Consider the following 20,741-nt stretch of genomic DNA (forward strand, 5'->3'; position numbering starts at 1 on the left):
ACTCCTTTAAATTGCTTTTAAAATATATTCGCTCATTTTTTGTTTCAATCTATCAACTGAAAAACTAATCTCAAATCCAAGATCCTCGACTTCGATCTTAATGCCTTCAAGCTCGCTTTTAACGGGTTGCAGAGTAATATCTGCATTAAATTTCTTTGAAATTTTAGCCTCTAGCTCTTTTATTTTTGCGGCGTCTATTTCGGTAGCGGAATAAATTTTACCCAAATATTTATTATCCAGCGCCGCAATATTCTTGCGCAGTTCCTCGACTATCTGTGGAATTAGCGCAATACGCCTATTTTTAGCTAGAAGTTTAATAAAATTTACGATTTTTTCGCTTGGATTTTTTATAAACGACGCAATAAGTTCCACTTTGGATTCCTCTTTTAGCGTCGGAGATTTTACAATATCTTGGAATTTTGGAATTCTAAATGCGCTCGCGACGCTCTCGAGCGTCTGCAAAACAGAGCCTAGTTCATCTTTTTTATAGCTCAGTATAAGGGCGTTTACATATCTTTTTGAGGTGTTATTTATCATCATCCGACCTTTTTCTCTACGATTTTAACTAGCTTATCTTGACCGAATTTAATGTCATCCGATGCAAAAATATCATCCAGAATCTCGCTTACGACCTCTTTTTTGATCTTGCGCGCCTCAAAGCTTTTCTGCTCATCGAAAGATTTTTGCAAATTCGCGATCTCTTGCTCGGTCGCATTTTTTATCTTTTCGGCGGCGAATACAATCTCTTTTTTAGCAGTTTCGATTAAAGCTGCGCCTTGAACCTTGGCATCTTGCAAATCTTTTTTAGCTTGTTCCTTGCGAGCTGCGGACTCTTTTAAAATTTTTTGATTAGCCTCAAGTCTAGATGCGATGCCGTTGATTCTACCTTGATATGCTGCTTTTGCGGGACCTTTTAAAAGATAAAACAAAATTCCGAAAAACAAAATGAAATTTATGCTTCGCCACAGCACGTCGTAATCTTTGACTCCATCGTGCCCACCGCTTGCTAAAACAAACGCCGGAACGATAAATAAAAATAGATATTTTTTCATACTCAAAACCTCATACTTTAGCCACGGCAGTGCTTAGAGCATTTTTAAATTCCGGAATTTTGGCTTGCAAATCATTTTTTAGGTTACGTTTTTGCTCATCCAAACCGCCTAAGAATTGATCAAAATCCTCCTCCATCGCGGCTTTTTTCTCGGCTATTTCTCTGGCGGCAGCCTGCTTCGCGCTATCCATCGCCTCTTGCTTTATTTTAACAGCCTGCAACTTCGCAGCATCCATGATTTTTACGATCTCTGCTTTATCGGCATCTGCATCCTGTGCATTTTTCATCGCATTTGTCTCATCTTCTTTAATAATAGCCTCTCGCTTTTCCATATGCAAAAGTAACGGTCTATAAAGCTTGATATTTAAGAAGTAAATCAAAGCCAGAAATACGACGATGGTCGTTATCATGGCGGTCAAACTTACGTCTAGCATCGCACCTCCTCTAGGTTAGTTTTAAACAAAATGCGTATTTTACAATATGAAAAATTAAAATACACTATAAAAAATCATCCGATTTTCTTTAAAAACTCGGAAATTTGTAAAATTTCGCTAAATTCGATCGAAATTTTACGCTCTTTGATACTTATTTTACCAAATTGATCAAGCTTGGCCTTTAGCTTTAAAAGCTCAGGCTTGAAGCTTTGAAATTCCGCACCGGGCTTTTTCTCTTTCGGAACGGTTTTATCTTTGAGCTTTTTTACTAAATTTTCGGTATCTCTTACGCTTAGACGCTGTCCTAAAATGGTATTTAGAGCTAAAATTTGATCCTCTTTTTCAAGTCCAACCATTATCTTGGCGTGCCCTTGCGAAATTTTATCTGCGCTTATGGCGTCTTGCACTTCGGAGCATAAATTTAAAAGCCTTAACGTGTTTGTAATCTGTGTGCGGGACTTTTTGATGATGTCGGCTAACTCCTCTTGCGTGATCCTGTATTCACCGATAAGCTCCTTATAGGACTTAGCAAGCTCGATAGGATTTAGATCCTCGCGCTGGATATTTTCGATGAGGGCAAGCTCTCTTAAATTTTGAGATTTTATGTCCGCGACTACGGCTTTGATTTTACTCTCGCCTAAAAGCTTCGTCGCTCTTAGGCGCCGCTCGCCGGCGATAAGGACGTAAGAATCATCTTTTTGAATAACGATGATAGGCTGGATAAGCCCGTGGCGGGCGATGCTTTCGCTCAGCTGCCTAAGTGCCTCCTCATCGAAGCTCTGCCGCGGTTGATATGGATTTGGCTCGATTTTATCGACATCGATTTCGATAACTAAACTATCTGCATTTCCACTTTCTAGCTCCCTGTTATAGGAGCTTTCTACGTCGTCTAAAATCGCACCGAGCCCGCGCCCGAGCGCTCTTTTTACCTTGCCCATTTTTGCTCCATTATGGATTTAGCGAGGTCTTGATAAGCGATGGAACCAGCAGATTTTATATCGTATAAAACCACCGGCTTGCCAAAGCTTGGGCTTTCGGCTAGCTTAATATTGCGCGGGATAATAACTAGATCATCACTCTTGCCGATACGAAAGAGCTTATCGTCAAAATACTCGCGTAAATTCGCGACTGTTTCTTTGGCTAGATTGTTTTGCAAACTATACATCGTAGGCAAAAATCCGCGAATTTTTAAATTTTTATTGAGCGTTTGCTTGACGACTTTTACGGTATTTAGGATCAGCGCGACGCCTTCAAGTGCATAGAATTCGCACTGAATCGGGATAATTACGCTATCGCTTGCGACCAAGGCATTTACCGTAATGCTACCGAGCGTCGGCGGCGAATCGATGATGATGAAATCGTATCTGTCCTTAACCTCGGAAATTTTATTTTTTAGCATTAGTTTGAAGTCTTTCTCTTCGCTTACTTCGCGCTCGATACCTACAAGTCCGATGTTTGACGGCACTAAATCCATAAACTCAAGTTCGGTCTTTTGGATCACTTCGGACATGCTCTTACGCCCTGTTAAGACGTGATAAATGTTAAATTCAAAGTCGCTGCGGTTAAAGCCAAGCCCGGTCGTAGCGTTCGCCTGAGGATCTACGTCGATCAGTAGGACCCGCTTTTTCTTTATCGCTAGCGACGCAGCGAGATTAACCGCTGTGGTCGTCTTTCCGACGCCGCCTTTTTGATTGGCAATCGTAATTACTTCACTCATCTTAAAGCATAAACCCTTTCTTCGTTTATTATGATCGATCCGTCTTCGCAAAGTTTAGCCTGCGCAAGCGAAATTTTTTCACCGCCTAGATGAACGCTAAATTTTTGCGATTTTTGGAATTGTAACGAAAAATTTCTAAAAATTTGCTTCCACGAGATTTTATTTTCATATAGCGCAAAAAAGCCCTCTATAGCGTCTTTTGCGCTGATTTTTATATCTAAAATTCCCGCATATTCGGGCGCGCCGAGTAGGTTTATGCCGATGCCGCAGACAAGGGTATTTTTGATCTTATTCGTCATCGTCCCACCGATTTTGCGCTCATCCACATAAAAATCGTTGGGCCATTTAAGCCAAAGCTGCGAACCGAGCGATGCGAGAAATTCCTGCATGATCATCGCAAAATATATGCTCGCCGACTGAGGCGGCACATCTGCAGGCAGATCGCTCTGCGCGACACAGAACGAAAATGCGAGATTGCCGCTCGCGCCCTCCCAATCATTGCCGCGCGAGCCGATACCGGCGCTTTGGCGATTTGCGGCGATCGCAAAAGGCGGCGCTATCCTGCCTTCGCGCACGGCGTTCACCAAAAACTCCTGCGTGGAAGGCATTTGCTCTACAAATTCTACTTGCAAAACCCGCTCCTTGCGTAAGACGAAGGGCTCGCCTTACGATATTGCAAGCGTTTAAATTCCGCGCTGCGATAGAATTTTGAGACAAGATAAAATTTAGCATGATTAAATTTTACGAAGTAGCGGAATTTTATGCGATGAAATTTTACGCTCTTGCTAAATTTTTCGGCAACGCGGATTTTCCCAGCAGCATTTCGATAAAATTTTAAAGCTTTATCTTGCAAAAATTCTGCGGCACGATCATAGAATTTTAAACTGTGCGTGTTCGGTATAGCGCTGTAAAGTCCGCAACTGCGGCGGCAAAATTTCAAGCTCCTGTGAGCGTAAAATTTTAGAGCATAGAAGCGAGGTTTTAAAATTTTATAAAGCCTTGATTTTGGAGCTTCGCTTCGAAATTCCGCGCGGTAAAATTTTACTTTACGATTGCAGCGATACCCAAGGCATAATTTCGCCGCGATCCCAAAAGCGCGGCGTAAATAAAATCCCCACATAGCATCAAAAGCGTGGCATGAAACGCGAGCCTTCAAAACCCCGCCTAGCATAACAGATCGCCGATCTTTAGCCGCTTGCCGTTTAGATACGCGCTAGCGTCCACGGGCCTTTTGCCTGACTCTTGCACTTTTATGATCTTGACCGCACCCTCGCCGCAAGAAACGCAAAAGCCGAGCTTATCGACGCTTAAAATTTCGCCTTCGCGTTCAAATTTGCGCTCGCAAGATTCGCGCAAGATTTCTAAATCCAAAATTTTTAGTCCACTAGCTAGATAAATCCCCGGCCAGGGCGTCAGCGCGCGAAATTTATTATAAATTTGCTCTGCGCTTTCCTCAAAGCCAAAAAGCCCGTCTGATTTGCTTATTTTTTTGCAGTGCGTAGCCTGCGCGTCATCTTGCTTAAGCGACGTCAAATTTGCAAAATTTCGCAACACTCGCACGATCAGCTCGCCCGCTAGATCACCCAGCTCGTCAAACAGCTGCGCCGCCGTTTTATCCTCGCAAGGCGTGTAGGCAAAATCAAGCATATCGCCCGTGTCGAGCCCCGCGTCCATCAGCATCGCCGTCACTCCGGTCTGCTTTTCGCCAGCTAGTAGCGCGCTTTGGATCGGACTTGCGCCGCGGTATTTAGGCAGGATCGAAGCGTGCAAATTTATACAAGGCGCAATATCAAGGACGGCTTGCGGCAAAATTTTACCGTATGCGGCAACCACGATAAAATCAGGCTTTAGCTCTTTTATCTGTGCCGCGACCACCTCGTCTTTGAGTGTCGCGGGCTGAAAGATCGGCACGGCGGGCAAATGCCGCTGTGCATAAACTTTAACCTCGCTAGGAGTTAAAATTTGCTTTCTGCCGACAGGCTTATCAGGCTGCGTAAAGACGGCCGCGATCTCAAATTTCGCCTCCGCAAGCGCGCGTAAAATTTTAGCCGCATACTCGGGCGTTCCCATAAAAACTATATTCATTCTTTTCCTTTAAATTTAGCCACATCACGGCGCGAGCGATCATGCAGGCGCTAATCATGCTCGAAATAAATTTTACGCAGACTGCGAGGCAAACCCGGCTTCACACTCGTGCGCCTTATTTGACGGCGGATTGATTTTCATCTCCGCCTTGATCCTTCCAAGGCCAAAAGGCGCACGGATCTTCGGACCAATCAATCTTTGCAGAGGATTTCGCCCTCAGCTCTTCTAGGCTAATCTTGCCGTCATGATTAGCGTCCAACCTCTTAAATTCCGAGCCTGAGCGCAGATTTAGCTCTACTTTCAGCCCGGACGGCACCTCGCTCGCCATCCACTCCTGCAAGCTCAGCGCGCCGTCGTGATCCTTGTCGTTAAAGTCCATAAAATAAGGCACCGAATCGGCGGGATCGCAACCGTATGCGCCGAAGCATAAAAATACTAGAATAAAAATTTTACTCATTTCGCCTCCTTAAATTTTATCTTTTTGCGGCTTTTGCGAGCGATAAACATAAAATTTAACCGCTTATGCGGGCGCGCTTAAGACCTGTGTTCGCAAAAGCCCTCTGCGGCGCGGCTTTGGCGCAATCTACAGCTCCTTTTTAAGCAGTTCAAGCAGGTTAAATTTTAGCTCGTTTATATTTTGCCCAGTCGCCGAAGATATCGGCATCACAAAAAACGGCTTAGCGGCGTCAAGCTCATAAATATCTTGTTTAAATTTCATCTCACCCGCCGTGCCCGAAAGTCCCAAATGCGATAAAAAAGCGTCAAATTTTTCCTGCAAATTTTCAGCCGCATCCGCGCGGGTTAGAGCGATCGCGTAGTCTCTTTTTGCAAGCCCCTCTGAAAATTTCGCCGTCTCGGCCCGCAGCGCGTCAAACTGCTCCTCGAGGCTGCGATAGTTCGCAAGATCGAGCATAAAAAGTAAAATTTTAGTGCGCTCGACGTGTTTTAAAAACTGCACGCCAAGCCCGCGACCTTCGCTTGCGCCCTCTATGACGCCAGGGATATCGGCCATGACAAAGCCGCTGTATTCGCCAACCTCGACGAGACCGAGCTTTGGCGTGAGCGTAGTAAACTCATAGTTTGCGATCTGGGGTTTGGCGTTTGAGATGGTCGAGATTAGCGTGCTTTTGCCCACGTTTGGAAAGCCTACGAGCCCCACGTCGGCGATGAGTTTTAGCTCCAAGCGCACCTCTCGCGTCTGCCCTTCGAGACCTTTTTGCGCGTATTCGGGGGCTTGGTTGATCGAGCTTTTAAAATGCACGTTGCCAAGCCCGCCCTTGCCGCCTTTTAAAAACAGCCTCGTTTCGCCGTCGTCTAGCATATCAAGCACCAACTCGCCGCTATCCTCGTCGTAAACGCTGGTGCCGGGAGGGACGATGAGATAGAGATCCTCGCCGCTTTTGCCAGTCTTTTTGCGACCCTCACCGGGCGCGCCGTTTTGCGCTTTAAACTCACGCTTGCCCTTGTAGGATGAGAGGGTGTGAGAGTTTTTATCGACCCTAAAATACACGTCGCCGCCGTCGCCGCCGTCGCCGCCGTCAGGACCGCCTGAGATGACGAATTTTTCGCGGCGGAAGCTGACACAACCTGCGCCGCCGTCACCTGATTTGACGCTAAATTTTACGCTGTCTATGAACATAGCTATCCTTAAATTTAAAACGGCAATTATAGCCAAATGAGTTGAAGATAATTTTTAAACGGATGAAATTTAAAAGAGGGGCTTGCGCCCCCGAAGATTTAGCGATATTTACGCAGCCGGATAAACCGATACTTTTTTACGATTTTTATCTTTTCGCTCAAATTTTACGACGCCGTCGATCAACGCGAAAATCGTGTGATCGCTACCCATGCCTACGTTGCTGCCCGGGTGCGTCGCAGTGCCGCGCTGGCGGATGATGATGTTGCCCGCGCGAACGAACTCGCCGCCGAATTTTTTGACGCCCAAGCGGCGTCCGATACTATCTCTATTATTTTGGGTTGAGCCCTGACCTTTTTTGTGTGCCATTTCCTGTCCTTTATGCGTTAATCGAAACGACTTTGACGCGGGTGTATTGGCGTCTGAAGCCGCGTTTTACTTTTGAATCTTTACGTCTGCGTTTTTTGAAGATAACGACTTTTTTATCCTTGCCTTCGCAAACGACTTCCAAAACCACCTTGGCACCCTTTACGAACGGTGCTCCTACCTTTAACTCGCCGTCGTTTAGCGCTAAAACTTCGCTAAGCTCGAGCTTTGCTTTCGGCTCAGCATTAAAATGGTCTAAATTTAGGTAGTTGCCCTCTTCGACCTTATACTGCTTGCCGCCGTGTTTGATGATAGCATACATCAAAAATCCTTTAAAATTTGGTAGCCAAAAAGGCATTTGCCGTGCAAAATTTAAAAGCCCGTTTGGTATGAAAGGTTGCAATATTATCTCAAATTTTATAAATTCCTACTGAAACGCCTCGCAAAATTCCTACGAAATTTCAAATTCAAAGGGCTCGGATTTATTTTAAACTAAAGATAAATGTGCTACTATCGCAACATCGCAACGAAATTTTTGAAGGAGAATTTTATGAGAAATTTAATAGCTGCGCTCGTAGCAGCGGTATTTTTTATCGGTTGTTCCAACTGGAATATATCCAACGAACCAAGCGGAGTACGCAATCAAACAAAATCCCAAAGCAGCAAAACAAATATCGGCGGCGTAAATGATAAAGTCCAAGAGGTTTCCACCGCAGGCACCACCGATATGGTCGAAACGACCTTGCCCGACAGCACAGGTATGACTAATGCGCCGAAAGACCGCAGCGATGCATTTCATATCAATCAAGTAATTTCTGCATGGAATAAACAGCCAGACTCCATCAAAACAACCGAAGACAATGGCAACATCTACACCTGGAAAAACTATAAGCCAGGCTGCGACGTATCACTTACCAGCGACTCGGAAGGCTACGTATCAAAATCTGCTATCAAATCAGCACTCTCTCAGTGCCTATAACCAACTTATCCGCGACGCCGAAATTTTAAAATTTCGTAAAATTTCGGCTTACGAGCGGGTACTGCTTCACCAAATCTAATCTTAAAATCCTACGGTTCACTCTTAAAAATTTACTATACATATTGTATAATCGAGGACTTTTAATCACTGGAGCAAAATATGAAGAAAATTTTATTTGCAGGTGCGCTTTTAGCGGCATTAGGTAGCTATGCGGCGGCGGGTGAACATATCAAGGTCTATCACGGCGAGAGCTGCGGCTGTTGCCACAACTGGGCAAAATATATGGAGCAAAATGGCTTTGAAGTCGAGATGATTTCGCTGGCTGACGAGCCGCTTATCCAGAAGAAGAATGAGTTCAAACTTCCGCTCGAGCTCGCTAGCTGCCACACCGCGATCATAGACGGATATGTAGTCGAAGGACATATGCCAGTAGGCGAAATCCGCACGTTACTAAAAAATAAGCCTAAAGACGTTATCGGCATAGCAGTACCTGGCATGCCACTAGAAGCACCAGGTATGGAGCAAGGCTCTCAGCCCGAGGTCTATGACGTGGTAGCGTTTAAAAAAGACGGCTCGTATCAAAGCATCGCCACTTACAAAGGCAAAGAAAAAATCAAATAATCCGCCGCTTTAAAGCGGCAACTTACTTATTAGCTCGCTAAAATTTTGCGTATTTTATGGCTCAACGCAATTTGTTTTAGCCGGCAAATGCTGCCATGATCTGCAAAAATGATGCGCAAATTAATTTCAAACGCTAGCTATGATAAAAGGGATTAAAAATTTAAGTGGATGGGCTAATAGGGGTCGAACCTATATTCACAAATCCAGAGTTTGTTGTCCTGCCATTAGACGATAGCCCATTGCGGAAGCGGTATTTTATAGAATTTTGCTTTAAAAAAGCATAAGAGCGGGCAAAATTTTAAAATTTTGCAAAATTTTAGATTAAATTTAAAGCCCTACTGCGCCGAAACGATAAAATTAAAACGCAAAAACTAACGCTGCTTTCATCGGCTCCGATAAAAGGGCTGCTCGCCGCGGAGCTAAATTTTAAAATTTGGCTAGTTTATCCTATATCCGCGCCTTTGCGAGCTATTTGTCGCAGGATGAAATTTTAGCATATAAGCCTGTCTTCAAAACATATATGTTTAGTGCTCGCTGGGCGCGGGCGCGGCCTTAAATGATATAAATCGCACCGAAAATCCGCAGCGAACATAATTGCGACAAAACCCGGAATGCAGCGCCCTAAATAAGCGTCAAATAGACTTGCGATAGGATCGCACAAAAGTCCTACCAAATGCTCACCTAAAGCGGAGTGTAAAATTTATCACGATAAGGTGGAGTATAAACTAAAATCAAAGCCAGAATTTGAGTGCGAAGCTTGCATTAAATTTCTTGCAAAATCCGTTCGCAAACTCAAAAGATATTGCGAAATTGCGTAAAATTTGACTGCGGTGAAATTTTCTCATACATTGGTGTTAATACAAACCGAAAATGAATAAAACACAATTACTCGAGGTAGCAAAATTTTCCCATACGTCGTTAATACCGAACATTCGACGAACCAGATCAAGCACGAAGGATAGAGTGAAATCTCTCATACATCGTTGATACGGCACGGGCTATTGCTAGACCAGAGTAGAAATATGCGAATTTAACTCCGCGTATCGTTTGAACACTTAGAAAGCGTCTTGCTCTCCAGCTAAATAGCGCGGACATTTATATCGCGTGCTGTTTAAAAAGCGAATTAATTGGAATTTTAAATCTCGAGCGCGAATTCGCTTAAATATTTGTAAAAATAGCGCATCGAAGCTATAAAAATTTCGCTCCGTCGCGCCTAAAATTTCGATGAAATTCCGCGTATCAGCTCAACCGCCTCTTTTGCGTCCGCGCATACGAACTCGAAATGCGCCCGTAGCTCCGAGGTACTGCCGTAGCCGCAGCTTACGCCCACGCTTCGCACCGCTGCCGACTTTGCCGCGATGGCGTCAAGTAGCGTATCGCCGATCATAAAGATATTTTGGCTTACAGAAGGCAGAATTTCGTCACTGCAAATTTTGTCATAACAAGGAGTGGAATTTAGCTCATGTGCATCATAAATTTTACTGCCGCGCACTCCGCCTTTATCGCTCTCGCCATCTATGCCCACACCGCTCTTCTGGCTCTTGTCGCCAACCCCATGTCTATCGCTCTTTGCTTCGCTTAAATTTTTAAACAAAATTGTATCAGAATTTTGACTCGCGATGCTGCTTAAATTTTGCTCGTAAACTTTGCTAGGATCAGGATCAAGCGCAGGAAGGCTCTTTAAATCAGGCGCTGAAATTTCACTCAAAATCGCGCTCCTGCTAGCAGCGCTTGTATTTTCATCGGCAGTCGCGTCGTGAGTTTTACCGCAAGCCGCATGCGGGCTTTTGCTAGTAGTCGCGCCGCAAATTCCTAAATTTTCGAGCGCCTTTAAGATCGGTTCGGCGCTTGGTTTGGGGTTTTGCACATCCTCTCGCCCGACGATGGTGCCAAAAAATTTCGCAATACCCAGATGCTGCAATAAAATTTTAGAAAATTTCGACGTCTTGGTCGTCACGACGCCTAAATTTGCAAACTCGCTCGCCGTACGAACCGTCTCGAACGCACCGCTTAGCAGAACGGTCTGATCCAAAAAAGTCTGCGCGTATCGCTGTTTGTAGGCGAGCACGAAATTCTGCACATCGCGCGTCACACCTAGACGCTCAAACATTACCTCTAACGGATGCCCGATGAGCTTTTTAATCGCTTCGTCGCTAGGGTCTACGGCGCCCAAATGCGCAAATGCATAATGAAAACCATCTAATATCGCGGGCGTGGAATCTATGAGTGTACCATCGAGATCAAAAAGCAGAGTGGTTTGAAATTTTGGCATTTTAAAATTTAGTTTGGATATAAAAAAGCGGAGCCGAAGCCCCGCTTATGTGGATCTAGAAAAGATTATTTTCTAAATTTAGCATCTACGCGTCTATTTTGAGCGCGGCCTGCTTTAGTAGCGTTTGTAGCGATAGGCTTAGTCTCGCCGTATCCTACAGTGGTGATTCTGCTAGCATCTACGCCGAAGCTCTTAAGCGCACCTCCAACTGCAGCAGCTCTGCGCTCGGAAAGCTTTTGATTATATGCATTCGAACCGGTGCTATCGGTGTGACCCTCTAGAATTACTTTGTAATCAGGGTGAGCTACTAGCACGTCGCTTACGTTTTTGATCTGGTTCATAAACTCAGGGGAAATTTTTGAGCTATCTGTAGCGAAATTTACGCCCAAATTTAATCTAATAACTTTCTCACAACCATATTCATCTACAACTACGCCAGCAGGTGTGCCTGGACATCTATCGACATTATCGCATACGCCGTCGTTATCTGCGTCTTTGCAGCCTGTAGGAGCCGGAGCGGCAGCTGGGGCTGCGTCAGCATATCTCTTACCAAAATCAACGGCAAAGCCTAGAGTATAGAATAATACGTGGTTGCCGTCGTCAAATCTGATAGCATCGCGTGCTTCAAGTTTTGTAGCAAAGTTGTCGGTAATATAGTATTTTAGACCCAAGCCGTATTGGCCGAAGCCGCTATCTTGATCGCCATCGTTGTAAACGTCTTTAGTGTAATCCATATATCCAAGACCTAGCAAGCCGTATAATTTGAAATTATCGGTAAAATTTACCAAGTCTTTTACAGCATTGATGTGATAATATTTAGCGTCAGGCTTATCGTTGCCTACTCTGTGAGCTAAATCCTCTACGCCGATATTGCGAGAGTAATCAAAACCAACCTCTACTTGATCGATAAACGAATCTTGTAGATTTTTGGCAAGACGTAGACCGAACATAAAATTCGAATCCAAATCCATATTGCCCTCATGAGTCATTCCGCCAATAGTAGGGGTGATCTCCCAGTGATAATCAGCATCGCTAGCGAACAATGCGCCGGATGCACACAAGCTTAATGCAAGTAGAACTTTCTTCATTAAACATCCTTTCAAATAAAGTTATAATTCAATATTACCATAAAATTTTTAAAGAATTTACAAATTTGCGACAATTTCGCCACAAATTTGTAAAAAACATTATCTCTTAGAGAACTGCGGGCTTCTGCGAGCTTTGCGGCGACCGAATTTCTTTCGCTCGACCACGCGACTATCGCGAGTTAGTAAACCTTTTGGCTTGAGAGCCGCCCTAAAATCCTTATCCATCGCGGCAAGCGCTTTTGAAATTCCGTGCTTTAGCGCATCCGCTTGAGCCGAATATCCGCCGCCTAAAGTCTGCGCGGTGATGTCCATCGAGGTCTCTTGTTTAGTCGCCAAAAGCGGCTGAACGACCCTTAGTTTGATCGCTTCGTGACCGCCTAGCCAGGTGTTTAGATCCATACCGTTTACTACGATCTTGCCGCTTCCAGGTTTTACCCAAACCTTAGCTACGGCAGTTTTTCTCTTTCCGGTTGCATAAATTGTCGCCATGATTATTTTCCTTTTTTAGTTGTTTGCGCAGTATGAGGGTGCTCGCCGCCTTCATATACGAATAGCTTTTTGATCATCGCCTTGCCAAGCTTCGTCTTAGGAAGCATGCCGCGAACCGCAAGTCTGTAGAGCTTTGCGGGATTGTTTTTAAGCAGGTCTTGAAATTTCACGCTCTTTACGCTTCCGAAATAGCCCGAGTAGCTGTGATAAAGTTTATCGTCGCCTTTGTTATTGCCGGTAAATACGGCTTTTGAAGCGTTGATGATAACGACGTAGTCTCCGCAATCCACGTTTGGAGTGTAGCTTGGTTTGTGTTTGCCGCGTAGCAATACCGCAACTTCGGTAAGCATCCTACCGAATCTTTTGTCGGTCGCGTCGATAACGACCCAGTCGCGCTTAACTTCGCTAGGCTTTGTAATTTCTGTCATGGTTTCCGCCTTATTAAAATTTGAGCTGTGATTATATAGAAATATCCTTACGTATAGCTTAATTTAAGCTATCTTTAATCTATCTGCGCTCAAATTTCATCTAAGCTTTAAAATTTTATCCTTCTTCATTCACTTCGATTAGCCTAGCGCCCGCAGCTTCGAGAACCAGCACGAAGGCACGCACTCGCACATGCGGATAAAACTCGCGGATTACGCTTTTATACTGCGCCACTTGAGCTTTGTTTTGCGCGAGGTATTTTTCGGAGCTTTTGTAATCAAAAAGCAAAATTTCATCCTGCCCAAAGCACGCCAGATCCACGCGCAAAAGTTCACCCTCCGCGCTTTTAATCGGCATCTCTTTATAAGTTTGAGCACCCTTTATCAGAGCTAAAAATTCCTCGTTTTTGCTTAGTCCTAGCGCTCGCGTCGCGATATTTTCAAAATCCGCGTCATTTAAAAATTTAGCGTAGCAGCCTCTTGCCAGGCTTACTCCTCGCAAAATTTCATCCGGCCCAAAGCCTTCGCTCATCTCCAGAGCATAGTGCAGCGCCTCGCCGAAATATATCGCGCTTAGCGCCTCCGTTTCGCCGCCGCTAGCCTTTTCTTGCGCGCCTTGAGGCTCGCCCGCTACGAGCGCGATCTTTTTTTGCGGCGACTGCTCTTCTGATTTTACGAAGCTTGGGATTAAGTAGCCGTATTGAAAATCCGGGATATCCAGCCACTCCACGACACCCGCGCCCTTGGTCTTTTTGGCGTAAGGTGAAAAAAAGCTATAATTGTATTGATCTATTTTGGCCTCGGAGCGTTTTATGATGATGAGCGAGCGTTCGGCGCGGGTAAATGCCACGTAGAGCTTGTTTATATCCTCTTCATGCGCAGAGCGATCGTTTTCATCCATTAATACTGCAAATTCCGTATCCAGGCTCTTTCTGCTCACAAATTTATAAAAAATCCTCCACTTATGCGTGGCGAAATCATAGTCCGTCGCGAGCTTTGAGCTCTCGCCCCGGTCTTTTCCTCCGATGCGGTCGCAAACGATTACGTGCGGGAACTGAAGCCCCTTGGACTTATGCACAGTCATAATTTTAATGCCGCTTTGTTCCTTGGCAAATACCTCCGTTTCGTCGTTTGCAAACAGATACTCGCTAAAACTATTAAATTTTGCCAGCGTCTCAAAAAATAGCAGTAGATCCGGATCGACAAAATTTAATTTCAGCGAGCTAGCTATAAATTCTGCCGTTTTTTGCGCATTTTTATGCAAATCGACCGCTATCTTTTTAAGCCGCCTACCCAAAATCACTTCGGCGTTTCGCAGATAAATTTCATCGCCACCTACGCAAAATTTCGCGTACTGAATTACGGCATTTACCTGCTCGTTGCAACGCAGGGCCTTATTTGAGCCGCTACACACCTCGCAAAATTCCGATAGCATCTCTTTTAGCGCGCTTACATGCTCGTTTTTCCAGCATAAAATCGCGATATCATCAGCTCTTACGCCACACTCCTCAACAAGTCTGCGCGCTTGCTCCGCAGCCCCCTTTAGCACGTCGTCGTATGAAAATGCCGCTACGTAGCCGTAATCGTCGCTTTGCACCTCAAATAGCGGCATTTGTGGATGGGAAAGCGGATAGTCCTTGATTTTTTGCAGCACCGAAGCGGGCAGATCGCTATCTAGCTTATTTGCTGCGACTTGATCTTCATAAGACGCAAATTTATCGCGCAAGATCTCATTTACAAATTTTACGATAAGTTTTAAGCTGCGATAATTGCGCGGCAGGCTCTGCGTTTTGATTTGACTAAACTGCTCGCGCAATATATCAAAAATTTTTCTCTCCGCGCCGCGAAATTTATAGATGCTCTGTTTTTTATCGCCTACGTAAAAAAAGCTGCCACAGCGCTCTTCCACCCCTTTGCCAGCAAGCGCCTCGGAGATTAGCGGTAGCATGATTTCATACTGGCAAATATCGGTATCTTGGAATTCGTCAATTAAAATATGAGTGATTTTAGAATCAAGCCTGAAATACAAAAGCTCGCGGTTGCCCTGCAACGCCTCTGCGCTTGGATTTAGCAGCGAGTGCACGGCTGCGGTAACATCACCGAACGTGAGCTTGCCGCTTTTGCGCTGCACCGATTTAAGCGCTTCGGCATAAATTTTAATTAGTCCTGCCAGCTTAGCCGCATATGTCGCATCCATCCACGCTATTTCGCGAGCTATGGCGTCTTTTAGCCTTGCTAACTTGCCGTCAAGATGCGAAATTTTTTTAAGCTGCGAGCGCGAATAATCGAAACTGCCGTTGGCAAGAGCCGAAAGAATGAAACCAGAGGATAATTTTGAAAGATCACTAACAGGGCTCAGCCCATTTACGGCTCCCGCGCTTACGCCCGCATCTCTCGCCGCTTTTTGCAAGCAGGATAAAATTTCATTTATCTCTGCTAGCGCCGAGCTTGCAGGAAGCGTGGGCGGATTTATGCTTATATCGCCTCTCCAAATGCTTTGTAAGCTATTTAAGAACTCGCCCTTTGTCATTCCTGAGTCGCTTACATAATCCACGACCTCTCTTAATAGCGCTTCGTTTTTACAAATCGCGCCTAAAAACGCCGCCTGCTGCACGCCTAGTATGCTTTCGTCGTTTTCAAAGCCTGGATCGATGCCGCTATTTAGCGCAAACGAGCGCAGAGCCTTTGCAAAAAACGCATCGAAGGTAAAGACATTTAGGCTCTCGTTTAAAAATTTAGGCAGTAGCCGCTGCTGCGCTGCCAAAACCTCATCCGCACTTAGCCCTAAATCAGCACAAATCTGCTCCAGCTCGGGGCTTGGCACAAGGGCGCCGTCGCGCACGACAAGCAAATTTTGAAATTTCTCCACGATGCGCGTTTTCATCTCAGCAGCAGCTTTTTTAGTAAAGGTAAGCGCTAAAATTTCATTGATCGGCTCGCCTTTTAGAACCAGCTCGATGAACCTCACTGCGAGATTGAAGGTCTTACCGCTGCCCGCGCTTGCTTCAAGCGCCAGATAATTTTCAAATTTTGCCATCGATCTGTCCCTTGCAAATGATTTTATATTCGCAGTATTCGCAGCTTTGCACCACTTCCGTGCGCGTAAAAGCAACCTCGCTTGCGAATTCCTTGCCGATAGAGCTTAGCGTCTCGCGTAGATTTTCTAAGCTAGGCGTTTTGTCGCTAGGAGTTGCAAACGCGCAGTCTTTTAGCGACAGATAGGCGCATTCGCACTCCCGGGCTAAAAGCGCGCGATAAAACGTAAGCTGAAATTTTTCCATATGTTTTTTAGCTGAACCACGTTTGTAATCGATGATGAACTTCCGCCCTGCCTTATCTTCGTCAATGCGGTCGATCCGCCCGCTCAGCCTCACCCCGTCAAGCTCGCCTTTTAGCGATACTTCACTACCGCTAAAGCTCCAAATTTGCTCATGCCCTTCCAAAAGCCTAGCTAGCTTTTCTACAGCTTTTAGCTCAAGCTCCGCATCAAAGCGCGCGATGCCCGCTTCTCGCGCAAGCTGCGAATAAATAGAGCGGAATTTTTCCATGCTAAATTTCATCCCCGCTCGCTCGTATAAATGCTGAAAACTCGTATGTAAAATTTTGCCTAAAAGCGCATTATCCTCGCCAAATTTTAGCCCCTCCCTCAGCCCGAAAACGTAGCGGTAATAATACTTCCTCTTGCATTCCAAAAACGTATCCAGCCGCGAAAACGACAGCTCCTCGGCAAAAAAATCATGGCGAGCCACGGGATCTTCTTGTCCGCATAAGGCGGGCTTAAATTCCTCTCTCCCAAAAAGCCGCAAATAATCTTCCTGCGAAAATTCCGCGTCTTGTTGCACTTCAAAGCTTTTCAAAAACCGCGAAGGCAACTTCTCGACGCTCTGCAGATAGCAAATCGCGCTTTTTTTAGCGCCTCTTAGCAAGCCGTCGTAGTAAAATCTTTGTAAATTTTCGCGATCTGCGTGGCTGATGAGCCCTGCTCTAGCGCGCAAAGCGGAGTTTAAAAACATCTCTCCGCTACTGCGCTTTGGCACTAGATCATCGTTAAAATCGGGGATTATCACGCCGTCAAATTGTAGCCCACGGCTCTCTAAAAGCCCCATTACCGTAACCTTTCCGCCACGAACATCATCAAGCTTAATGCGCGAAATTTCTAACAAAAAAAGATCGATCAGATTGCCCAAGCTTAGGTTTTCGTCCTTAAATTTTCGAAGCAAAATTTTAATTAGATATAGCGGCTCTTTTAGTTTTTCTTGCAGCAGCGCGTCGCTAATTTTAGGTAAACAGGCGAGCTTGGCAATTAGTGCCTCAAAATGCTCGAAGCTTACTTGCTTTGCAAAATCGCGCGCAAACTCGCCAAAAAGCGCCTCATCCACGCCCACACTCGCAAAAAACAGATCAAGCTCCTGCGGGTTTGGGCGCTGCGGATACTCATCTGTGCCCTCGCGTATTTTAGAGCGCCTAAAGCGATCGCGCTGCTCAGGGCTTTTTGAATATCCATCTTCTTCCTCAAGCTCTATATGCTCCCGCTGTATAGAGTATTTTAGGCTCTCTTGCTGCTTTAAAAGCTCTTGCCGTTTTGCACGAGCTGAATAATCGCGCTGCTGCGTACACTCCAAAGGCTCTTGAAACTCCGTAAAATCCAAAGAAAAGCTTTGTTCTCCCGCGCTATTCGTGCGTTCCGCCGAAATTTCGCGCAGAATTTCAAAATTTTCCGTATTTTCAAACTCTCGCGCAGACATAAAATTTAAATCCGTTTTGGAATTTGAAAAAATTTCGCAATCAAACGCGGAATTTTGCTGTGCAAAATTTTGCGAAATAGAATTCTCCAAAGCGAAATTCCCAAGCGCTAAATTTTGCTGTACCGCGGAATCCTCCATATCCAAAAATCCTCCGCCTGGGCTTTTGAATGCGCGGTAATCTACGCCAAATTTCGGCGTGCGCGCTTCTTTTAAGCACTGCGAAATTTTCTCTAGCGTTACGTAAAATAGGCTATCTTCAAGCTTCTCTCCCATCGCGAAATTTAGCATGCGGTGCGAGCCGCGAGCCTTTGCGATGCGCTCGTCGTAAAGCCGCAGCGTGCCGGCAAAGCTCTCGTCGGGCAAAATTACCGCGATGCGCTCCGGCGCGATGCCCGAGCGCACGAAAGATGAAATTTTTTCAAAAACGTAGCTAGCCTGCAAGCTTCGCAGCTCAAAGCCTCTACACACAACCGCTCCGCCCATGCTTAGCGGCTCGCGGCTTAAAATTTCACCCGTACCAAGATTTACGCGGTAGGCAAAACCTGCGTCTAGGCTTATGCCGCAAAGCTCCTCCACCGCGCGCACAGGCTTGGAATTTAAAGTCGTGGCTCTAAAGCTCAACACAACCTCGCTAAGCTCTGCAACGCGCTTAAAAACCTCGAACTCAAATGCGCTAGGATTGCCGTCGATGTTAATTTCTATCCGTTCAAATCCGCGCAGATAGGATTCGTTTAGTTCATAAAGCACGGGCAGCGTGATCTCGTCGTAAAATCCATGCTCACGCAAAATCCTTGCATACGCCCTCGCTAGCTCTCGCAGAATTTCAAAATGCTCGGCGTACCACGCATAGGTGTCGCTAAGATCGAGCGCATCGATACTCACGCGCTCCGTCGCAAGCTCCTTGAAAAAGCCAAAAAGATACTCGCGGTTACGCATAAACTCGTAAAGCTCGTTAGGGAATTTAAGCCTCTCGCCTGCGCGCTTGCTCTCGTTTACCGCCTGCTTCATAAAAAGCGCGCGGTCTATCTCACCGCAAGCGACAAGATCCGGCACAAAAAGCGCCTTTTCGTAGAATTCCGCCAACGTAATCCTAGGCGCCAGCACGCCGCCGTTCTCGTTTTGCAGCGCCGCACGTAGCGCACGCGAGCTAGTGTAGACAAAGAGATTTTTAGAGGGCAAATTTTTCAAAACAAATCCTTTAGAACGATTCGCAGAACGCGGAATTTTGCGATATTTTAGCAAGAAATTTTTAGTTTGGGCTTTTAAGCAAAGAAGTTTTTGAAAAGCTTGAGAGGTTAAATTTTATCAAGTCAAATTTAGTAAGTTGGATGAGCGTCAAATTTTAATCTGTGGTGCTTTGGCGCGGAATTCTACCTCGCTCCGCATTAATCGCGGCATATTTAAACGCAAAATTTTACGAGTGGATTCCGTAAATTACAAAGCGGCAAAAACGCGATCAAATTTAAGCGGGCTCAAGCTCGATCTTGTATCCCAGGCTCGGGACGTTTTTTATGATTTCACCACCCACTTTATCGCGGATACGCTTGACGAAGGTGCGAAGCGCCGTATCGCTCACGGCTCCTTCTGTCCAAACATAACGCTTGATCTCCTCGTAAAGCACCAGCTCGCCCACACGACTGGCTAGCAGCGAGACAAAAGAAAGCTCCTTTTTAGTAAGCACGATCTGCTCGCCATCCTTCAGCAAAATACGGCGAAGCCCGTCAAATACGTAGCCTGCGCCCATATTTACGACTCGTACAGAGTCCAGCTTAGACTTCATCAGCGCACTTATCTCTAGCACAAATGCGGCGATATCTACCGGCTTAAAGTAATACCGCTCGACGCCAATCTCCATAACGCCTTTTAGCTGCTCCTCCCTACTGAAGCCGCTAAGCACCACGATTGGGGCATGCGGAAAGATCTGCTTAATCTGACGTATCATCGCTAGCCCATCCTCGATCGGCATTAGAATGTCGGTAATGACGAGATTAGGACTAAATTTTTTGAATTTTTTTACACCTTCAAGCCCGTTTTGGGCATTGTAAACGTTGTTAAAAATACCCTCAAACGCCTTATGCAGCGAGGCTAGTAATTTAGTATCATCCTCGACTAGCAAGACGTCCAGCTCTTTTAAAGCGCAGCTCATAGCAGACCCCTCAAGGCGAAATTTCAAACGAAATTCTTTCAAATTTTCTCTTTTATTGAGCTTAAAATAATGTTAAGTTAAAAATTTAATTTCATAAAGTAACACAACTCTTATTTTAGGTGCAAATATGGGCGGGATTAAAAAAACAAGCGTGAGTAAAAACCGCAGCATAGGGATGGTCAAAATTTAAAGTGACGCGAGATAAATCTTATCAGTGCGAAAGAGATTTAAAAGGGGCTGGAAGTAAAATTTCAAAGCTATCGTAGGTAAAATTTCGCTACGCGGCGGAGTGGAATTTTATTTTAGGCAAATGGCTTTTAGAGAGAAATAAAAAACAGCGCTGATAAGGTTTTAGTAGGTAAACGGCGTTAGATAAAATTTTACGAACGGCAAGGCAGCTTGCTAGCGAAACTTTTGACGGCAACAAAACGGTTCGTCAAATTTAAAGGGCTTGAAGCCATGCAAAATGTGCCGCAGGATCTGTTTTGAAAGGGCTAAACGCTCTAAGCCTGATCTTTAAAGTGCATGGAATTTAGCCGCGCACACTTAGAAGCTTACGTGAACGCATAATCGAACGAATGAAAAGCATGCGGCGCGCAGCCGGTTTAAATTTAAAATCACGACTGACACAGATCGCTTCATCCAAAAACCGCTTAGCTCAAAATCACTGCGGCAATCCTTAGTTCG

General features: G+C 45.3%; 20 protein-coding genes and 1 tRNA gene. 2 read left to right on the forward strand and 19 right to left on the reverse strand.

Annotated elements, in window-relative coordinates; translation table 11 throughout:
* Window positions 1-6 precede the first annotated feature (6 nt).
* The 11 genes from Q0323_RS01660 to rplU form a co-directional block, all read right to left on the reverse strand.
* Entirely contained in the window at window positions 7-537 is a 531-nt protein-coding gene (locus tag Q0323_RS01660; RefSeq protein ID WP_297881233.1) for a F0F1 ATP synthase subunit delta, read from the reverse strand.
* Window positions 537-1,052 (reverse strand): F0F1 ATP synthase subunit B, encoded by a 516-nt coding sequence (locus Q0323_RS01665; protein ID WP_298050846.1) that lies wholly within the window; start codon window positions 1,050-1,052, stop codon window positions 537-539. The genes Q0323_RS01660 and Q0323_RS01665 overlap by 1 nt, the downstream gene beginning before the upstream one ends.
* A gap of 10 nt (window positions 1,053-1,062) precedes the next feature.
* Window positions 1,063-1,485 carry a F0F1 ATP synthase subunit B' gene (locus Q0323_RS01670; RefSeq protein ID WP_298050849.1) on the reverse strand — a complete coding sequence of 141 codons (423 nt, stop codon included), beginning with the start codon at window positions 1,483-1,485 and terminating at the stop codon, window positions 1,063-1,065.
* A 74-nt stretch (window positions 1,486-1,559) separates the two neighbouring features.
* On the reverse strand, window positions 1,560-2,423 hold the full coding sequence (locus Q0323_RS01675; RefSeq protein ID WP_297900598.1) for a ParB/RepB/Spo0J family partition protein: 864 nt from the start codon (window positions 2,421-2,423) through the stop codon (window positions 1,560-1,562).
* Window positions 2,411-3,202: an AAA family ATPase gene (locus Q0323_RS01680; RefSeq protein WP_177389424.1), complete on the reverse strand. Its 792-nt coding sequence runs from the start codon at window positions 3,200-3,202 to the stop codon at window positions 2,411-2,413. The genes Q0323_RS01675 and Q0323_RS01680 overlap by 13 nt, the downstream gene beginning before the upstream one ends.
* Entirely contained in the window at window positions 3,199-3,834 is a 636-nt protein-coding gene (locus tag Q0323_RS01685) for a biotin--[acetyl-CoA-carboxylase] ligase (protein ID WP_298050852.1), read from the reverse strand. Before Q0323_RS01685 ends, Q0323_RS01680 begins: the two co-directional genes overlap by 4 nt.
* 532 nt (window positions 3,835-4,366) lie before the next feature.
* Complete coding sequence (gene fmt / locus Q0323_RS01690; RefSeq protein ID WP_298050855.1) at window positions 4,367-5,287, reverse strand: methionyl-tRNA formyltransferase; 921 nt, start codon at window positions 5,285-5,287, stop codon at window positions 4,367-4,369.
* Between the two features lie 115 nt (window positions 5,288-5,402).
* The gene (locus Q0323_RS01695; RefSeq protein WP_298050858.1) at window positions 5,403-5,744 is read right to left on the reverse strand and encodes a hypothetical protein; all 342 of its coding nucleotides are present in this window, start codon (window positions 5,742-5,744) and stop codon (window positions 5,403-5,405) included.
* Window positions 5,745-5,870: 126 nt separating this feature from the next.
* Entirely contained in the window at window positions 5,871-6,926 is a 1,056-nt protein-coding gene (gene obgE / locus Q0323_RS01700; RefSeq protein ID WP_298050861.1) for a GTPase ObgE, read from the reverse strand.
* A 108-nt stretch (window positions 6,927-7,034) separates the two neighbouring features.
* Entirely contained in the window at window positions 7,035-7,292 is a 258-nt protein-coding gene (gene rpmA / locus Q0323_RS01705; protein WP_295151027.1) for a 50S ribosomal protein L27, read from the reverse strand.
* Window positions 7,293-7,302: 10 nt separating this feature from the next.
* On the reverse strand, window positions 7,303-7,611 hold the full coding sequence (gene rplU, locus Q0323_RS01710) for a 50S ribosomal protein L21 (RefSeq protein ID WP_040303368.1): 309 nt from the start codon (window positions 7,609-7,611) through the stop codon (window positions 7,303-7,305).
* A 180-nt stretch (window positions 7,612-7,791) separates the two neighbouring features.
* Between rplU and Q0323_RS01715 the strand changes: the two genes are divergently transcribed.
* Entirely contained in the window at window positions 7,792-8,268 is a 477-nt protein-coding gene (locus Q0323_RS01715; RefSeq protein WP_298050863.1) for a hypothetical protein, read from the forward strand.
* A 159-nt stretch (window positions 8,269-8,427) separates the two neighbouring features.
* The gene (locus Q0323_RS01720; protein ID WP_298050866.1) at window positions 8,428-8,889 is read left to right on the forward strand and encodes a DUF411 domain-containing protein; all 462 of its coding nucleotides are present in this window, start codon (window positions 8,428-8,430) and stop codon (window positions 8,887-8,889) included.
* Between the two features lie 165 nt (window positions 8,890-9,054).
* Here Q0323_RS01720 and Q0323_RS01725 read toward each other — a convergent pair.
* The 8 genes from Q0323_RS01725 to Q0323_RS01760 all read right to left on the reverse strand — a co-directional run bounded on the left by Q0323_RS01725 (window position 9,055) and on the right by Q0323_RS01760 (window position 20,096).
* A tRNA-Gln gene (locus Q0323_RS01725) sits at window positions 9,055-9,128 on the reverse strand.
* 974 nt (window positions 9,129-10,102) lie between these two features.
* On the reverse strand, window positions 10,103-11,161 hold the full coding sequence (locus Q0323_RS01730) for an HAD family hydrolase (RefSeq protein ID WP_298050869.1): 1,059 nt from the start codon (window positions 11,159-11,161) through the stop codon (window positions 10,103-10,105).
* Window positions 11,162-11,226: 65 nt separating this feature from the next.
* On the reverse strand, window positions 11,227-12,249 hold the full coding sequence (locus Q0323_RS01735) for an OmpA family protein (RefSeq protein ID WP_297941712.1): 1,023 nt from the start codon (window positions 12,247-12,249) through the stop codon (window positions 11,227-11,229).
* Window positions 12,250-12,348: 99 nt separating this feature from the next.
* Window positions 12,349-12,738, reverse strand: coding sequence for a 30S ribosomal protein S9 (gene rpsI, locus Q0323_RS01740; RefSeq protein ID WP_005869670.1), 390 nt, complete (start codon window positions 12,736-12,738; stop codon window positions 12,349-12,351).
* 2 nt (window positions 12,739-12,740) lie between these two features.
* Entirely contained in the window at window positions 12,741-13,166 is a 426-nt protein-coding gene (gene rplM / locus Q0323_RS01745) for a 50S ribosomal protein L13 (RefSeq protein WP_005869672.1), read from the reverse strand.
* Window positions 13,167-13,281: 115 nt separating this feature from the next.
* Window positions 13,282-16,200, reverse strand: coding sequence for a RecB-like helicase (locus Q0323_RS01750; protein ID WP_298050871.1), 2,919 nt, complete (start codon window positions 16,198-16,200; stop codon window positions 13,282-13,284).
* Entirely contained in the window at window positions 16,187-19,096 is a 2,910-nt protein-coding gene (locus tag Q0323_RS01755) for a PD-(D/E)XK nuclease family protein (RefSeq protein ID WP_298050874.1), read from the reverse strand. Before Q0323_RS01755 ends, Q0323_RS01750 begins: the two co-directional genes overlap by 14 nt.
* 274 nt (window positions 19,097-19,370) lie before the next feature.
* Window positions 19,371-20,096, reverse strand: coding sequence for a response regulator transcription factor (locus Q0323_RS01760; protein ID WP_297894445.1), 726 nt, complete (start codon window positions 20,094-20,096; stop codon window positions 19,371-19,373).
* Between the last annotated feature and the right edge of the window lie 645 nt (window positions 20,097-20,741).

The sequence above is a fragment of the uncultured Campylobacter sp. genome (genome assembly GCF_938030145.1).
Taxonomy (GTDB): domain Bacteria; phylum Campylobacterota; class Campylobacteria; order Campylobacterales; family Campylobacteraceae; genus Campylobacter_B.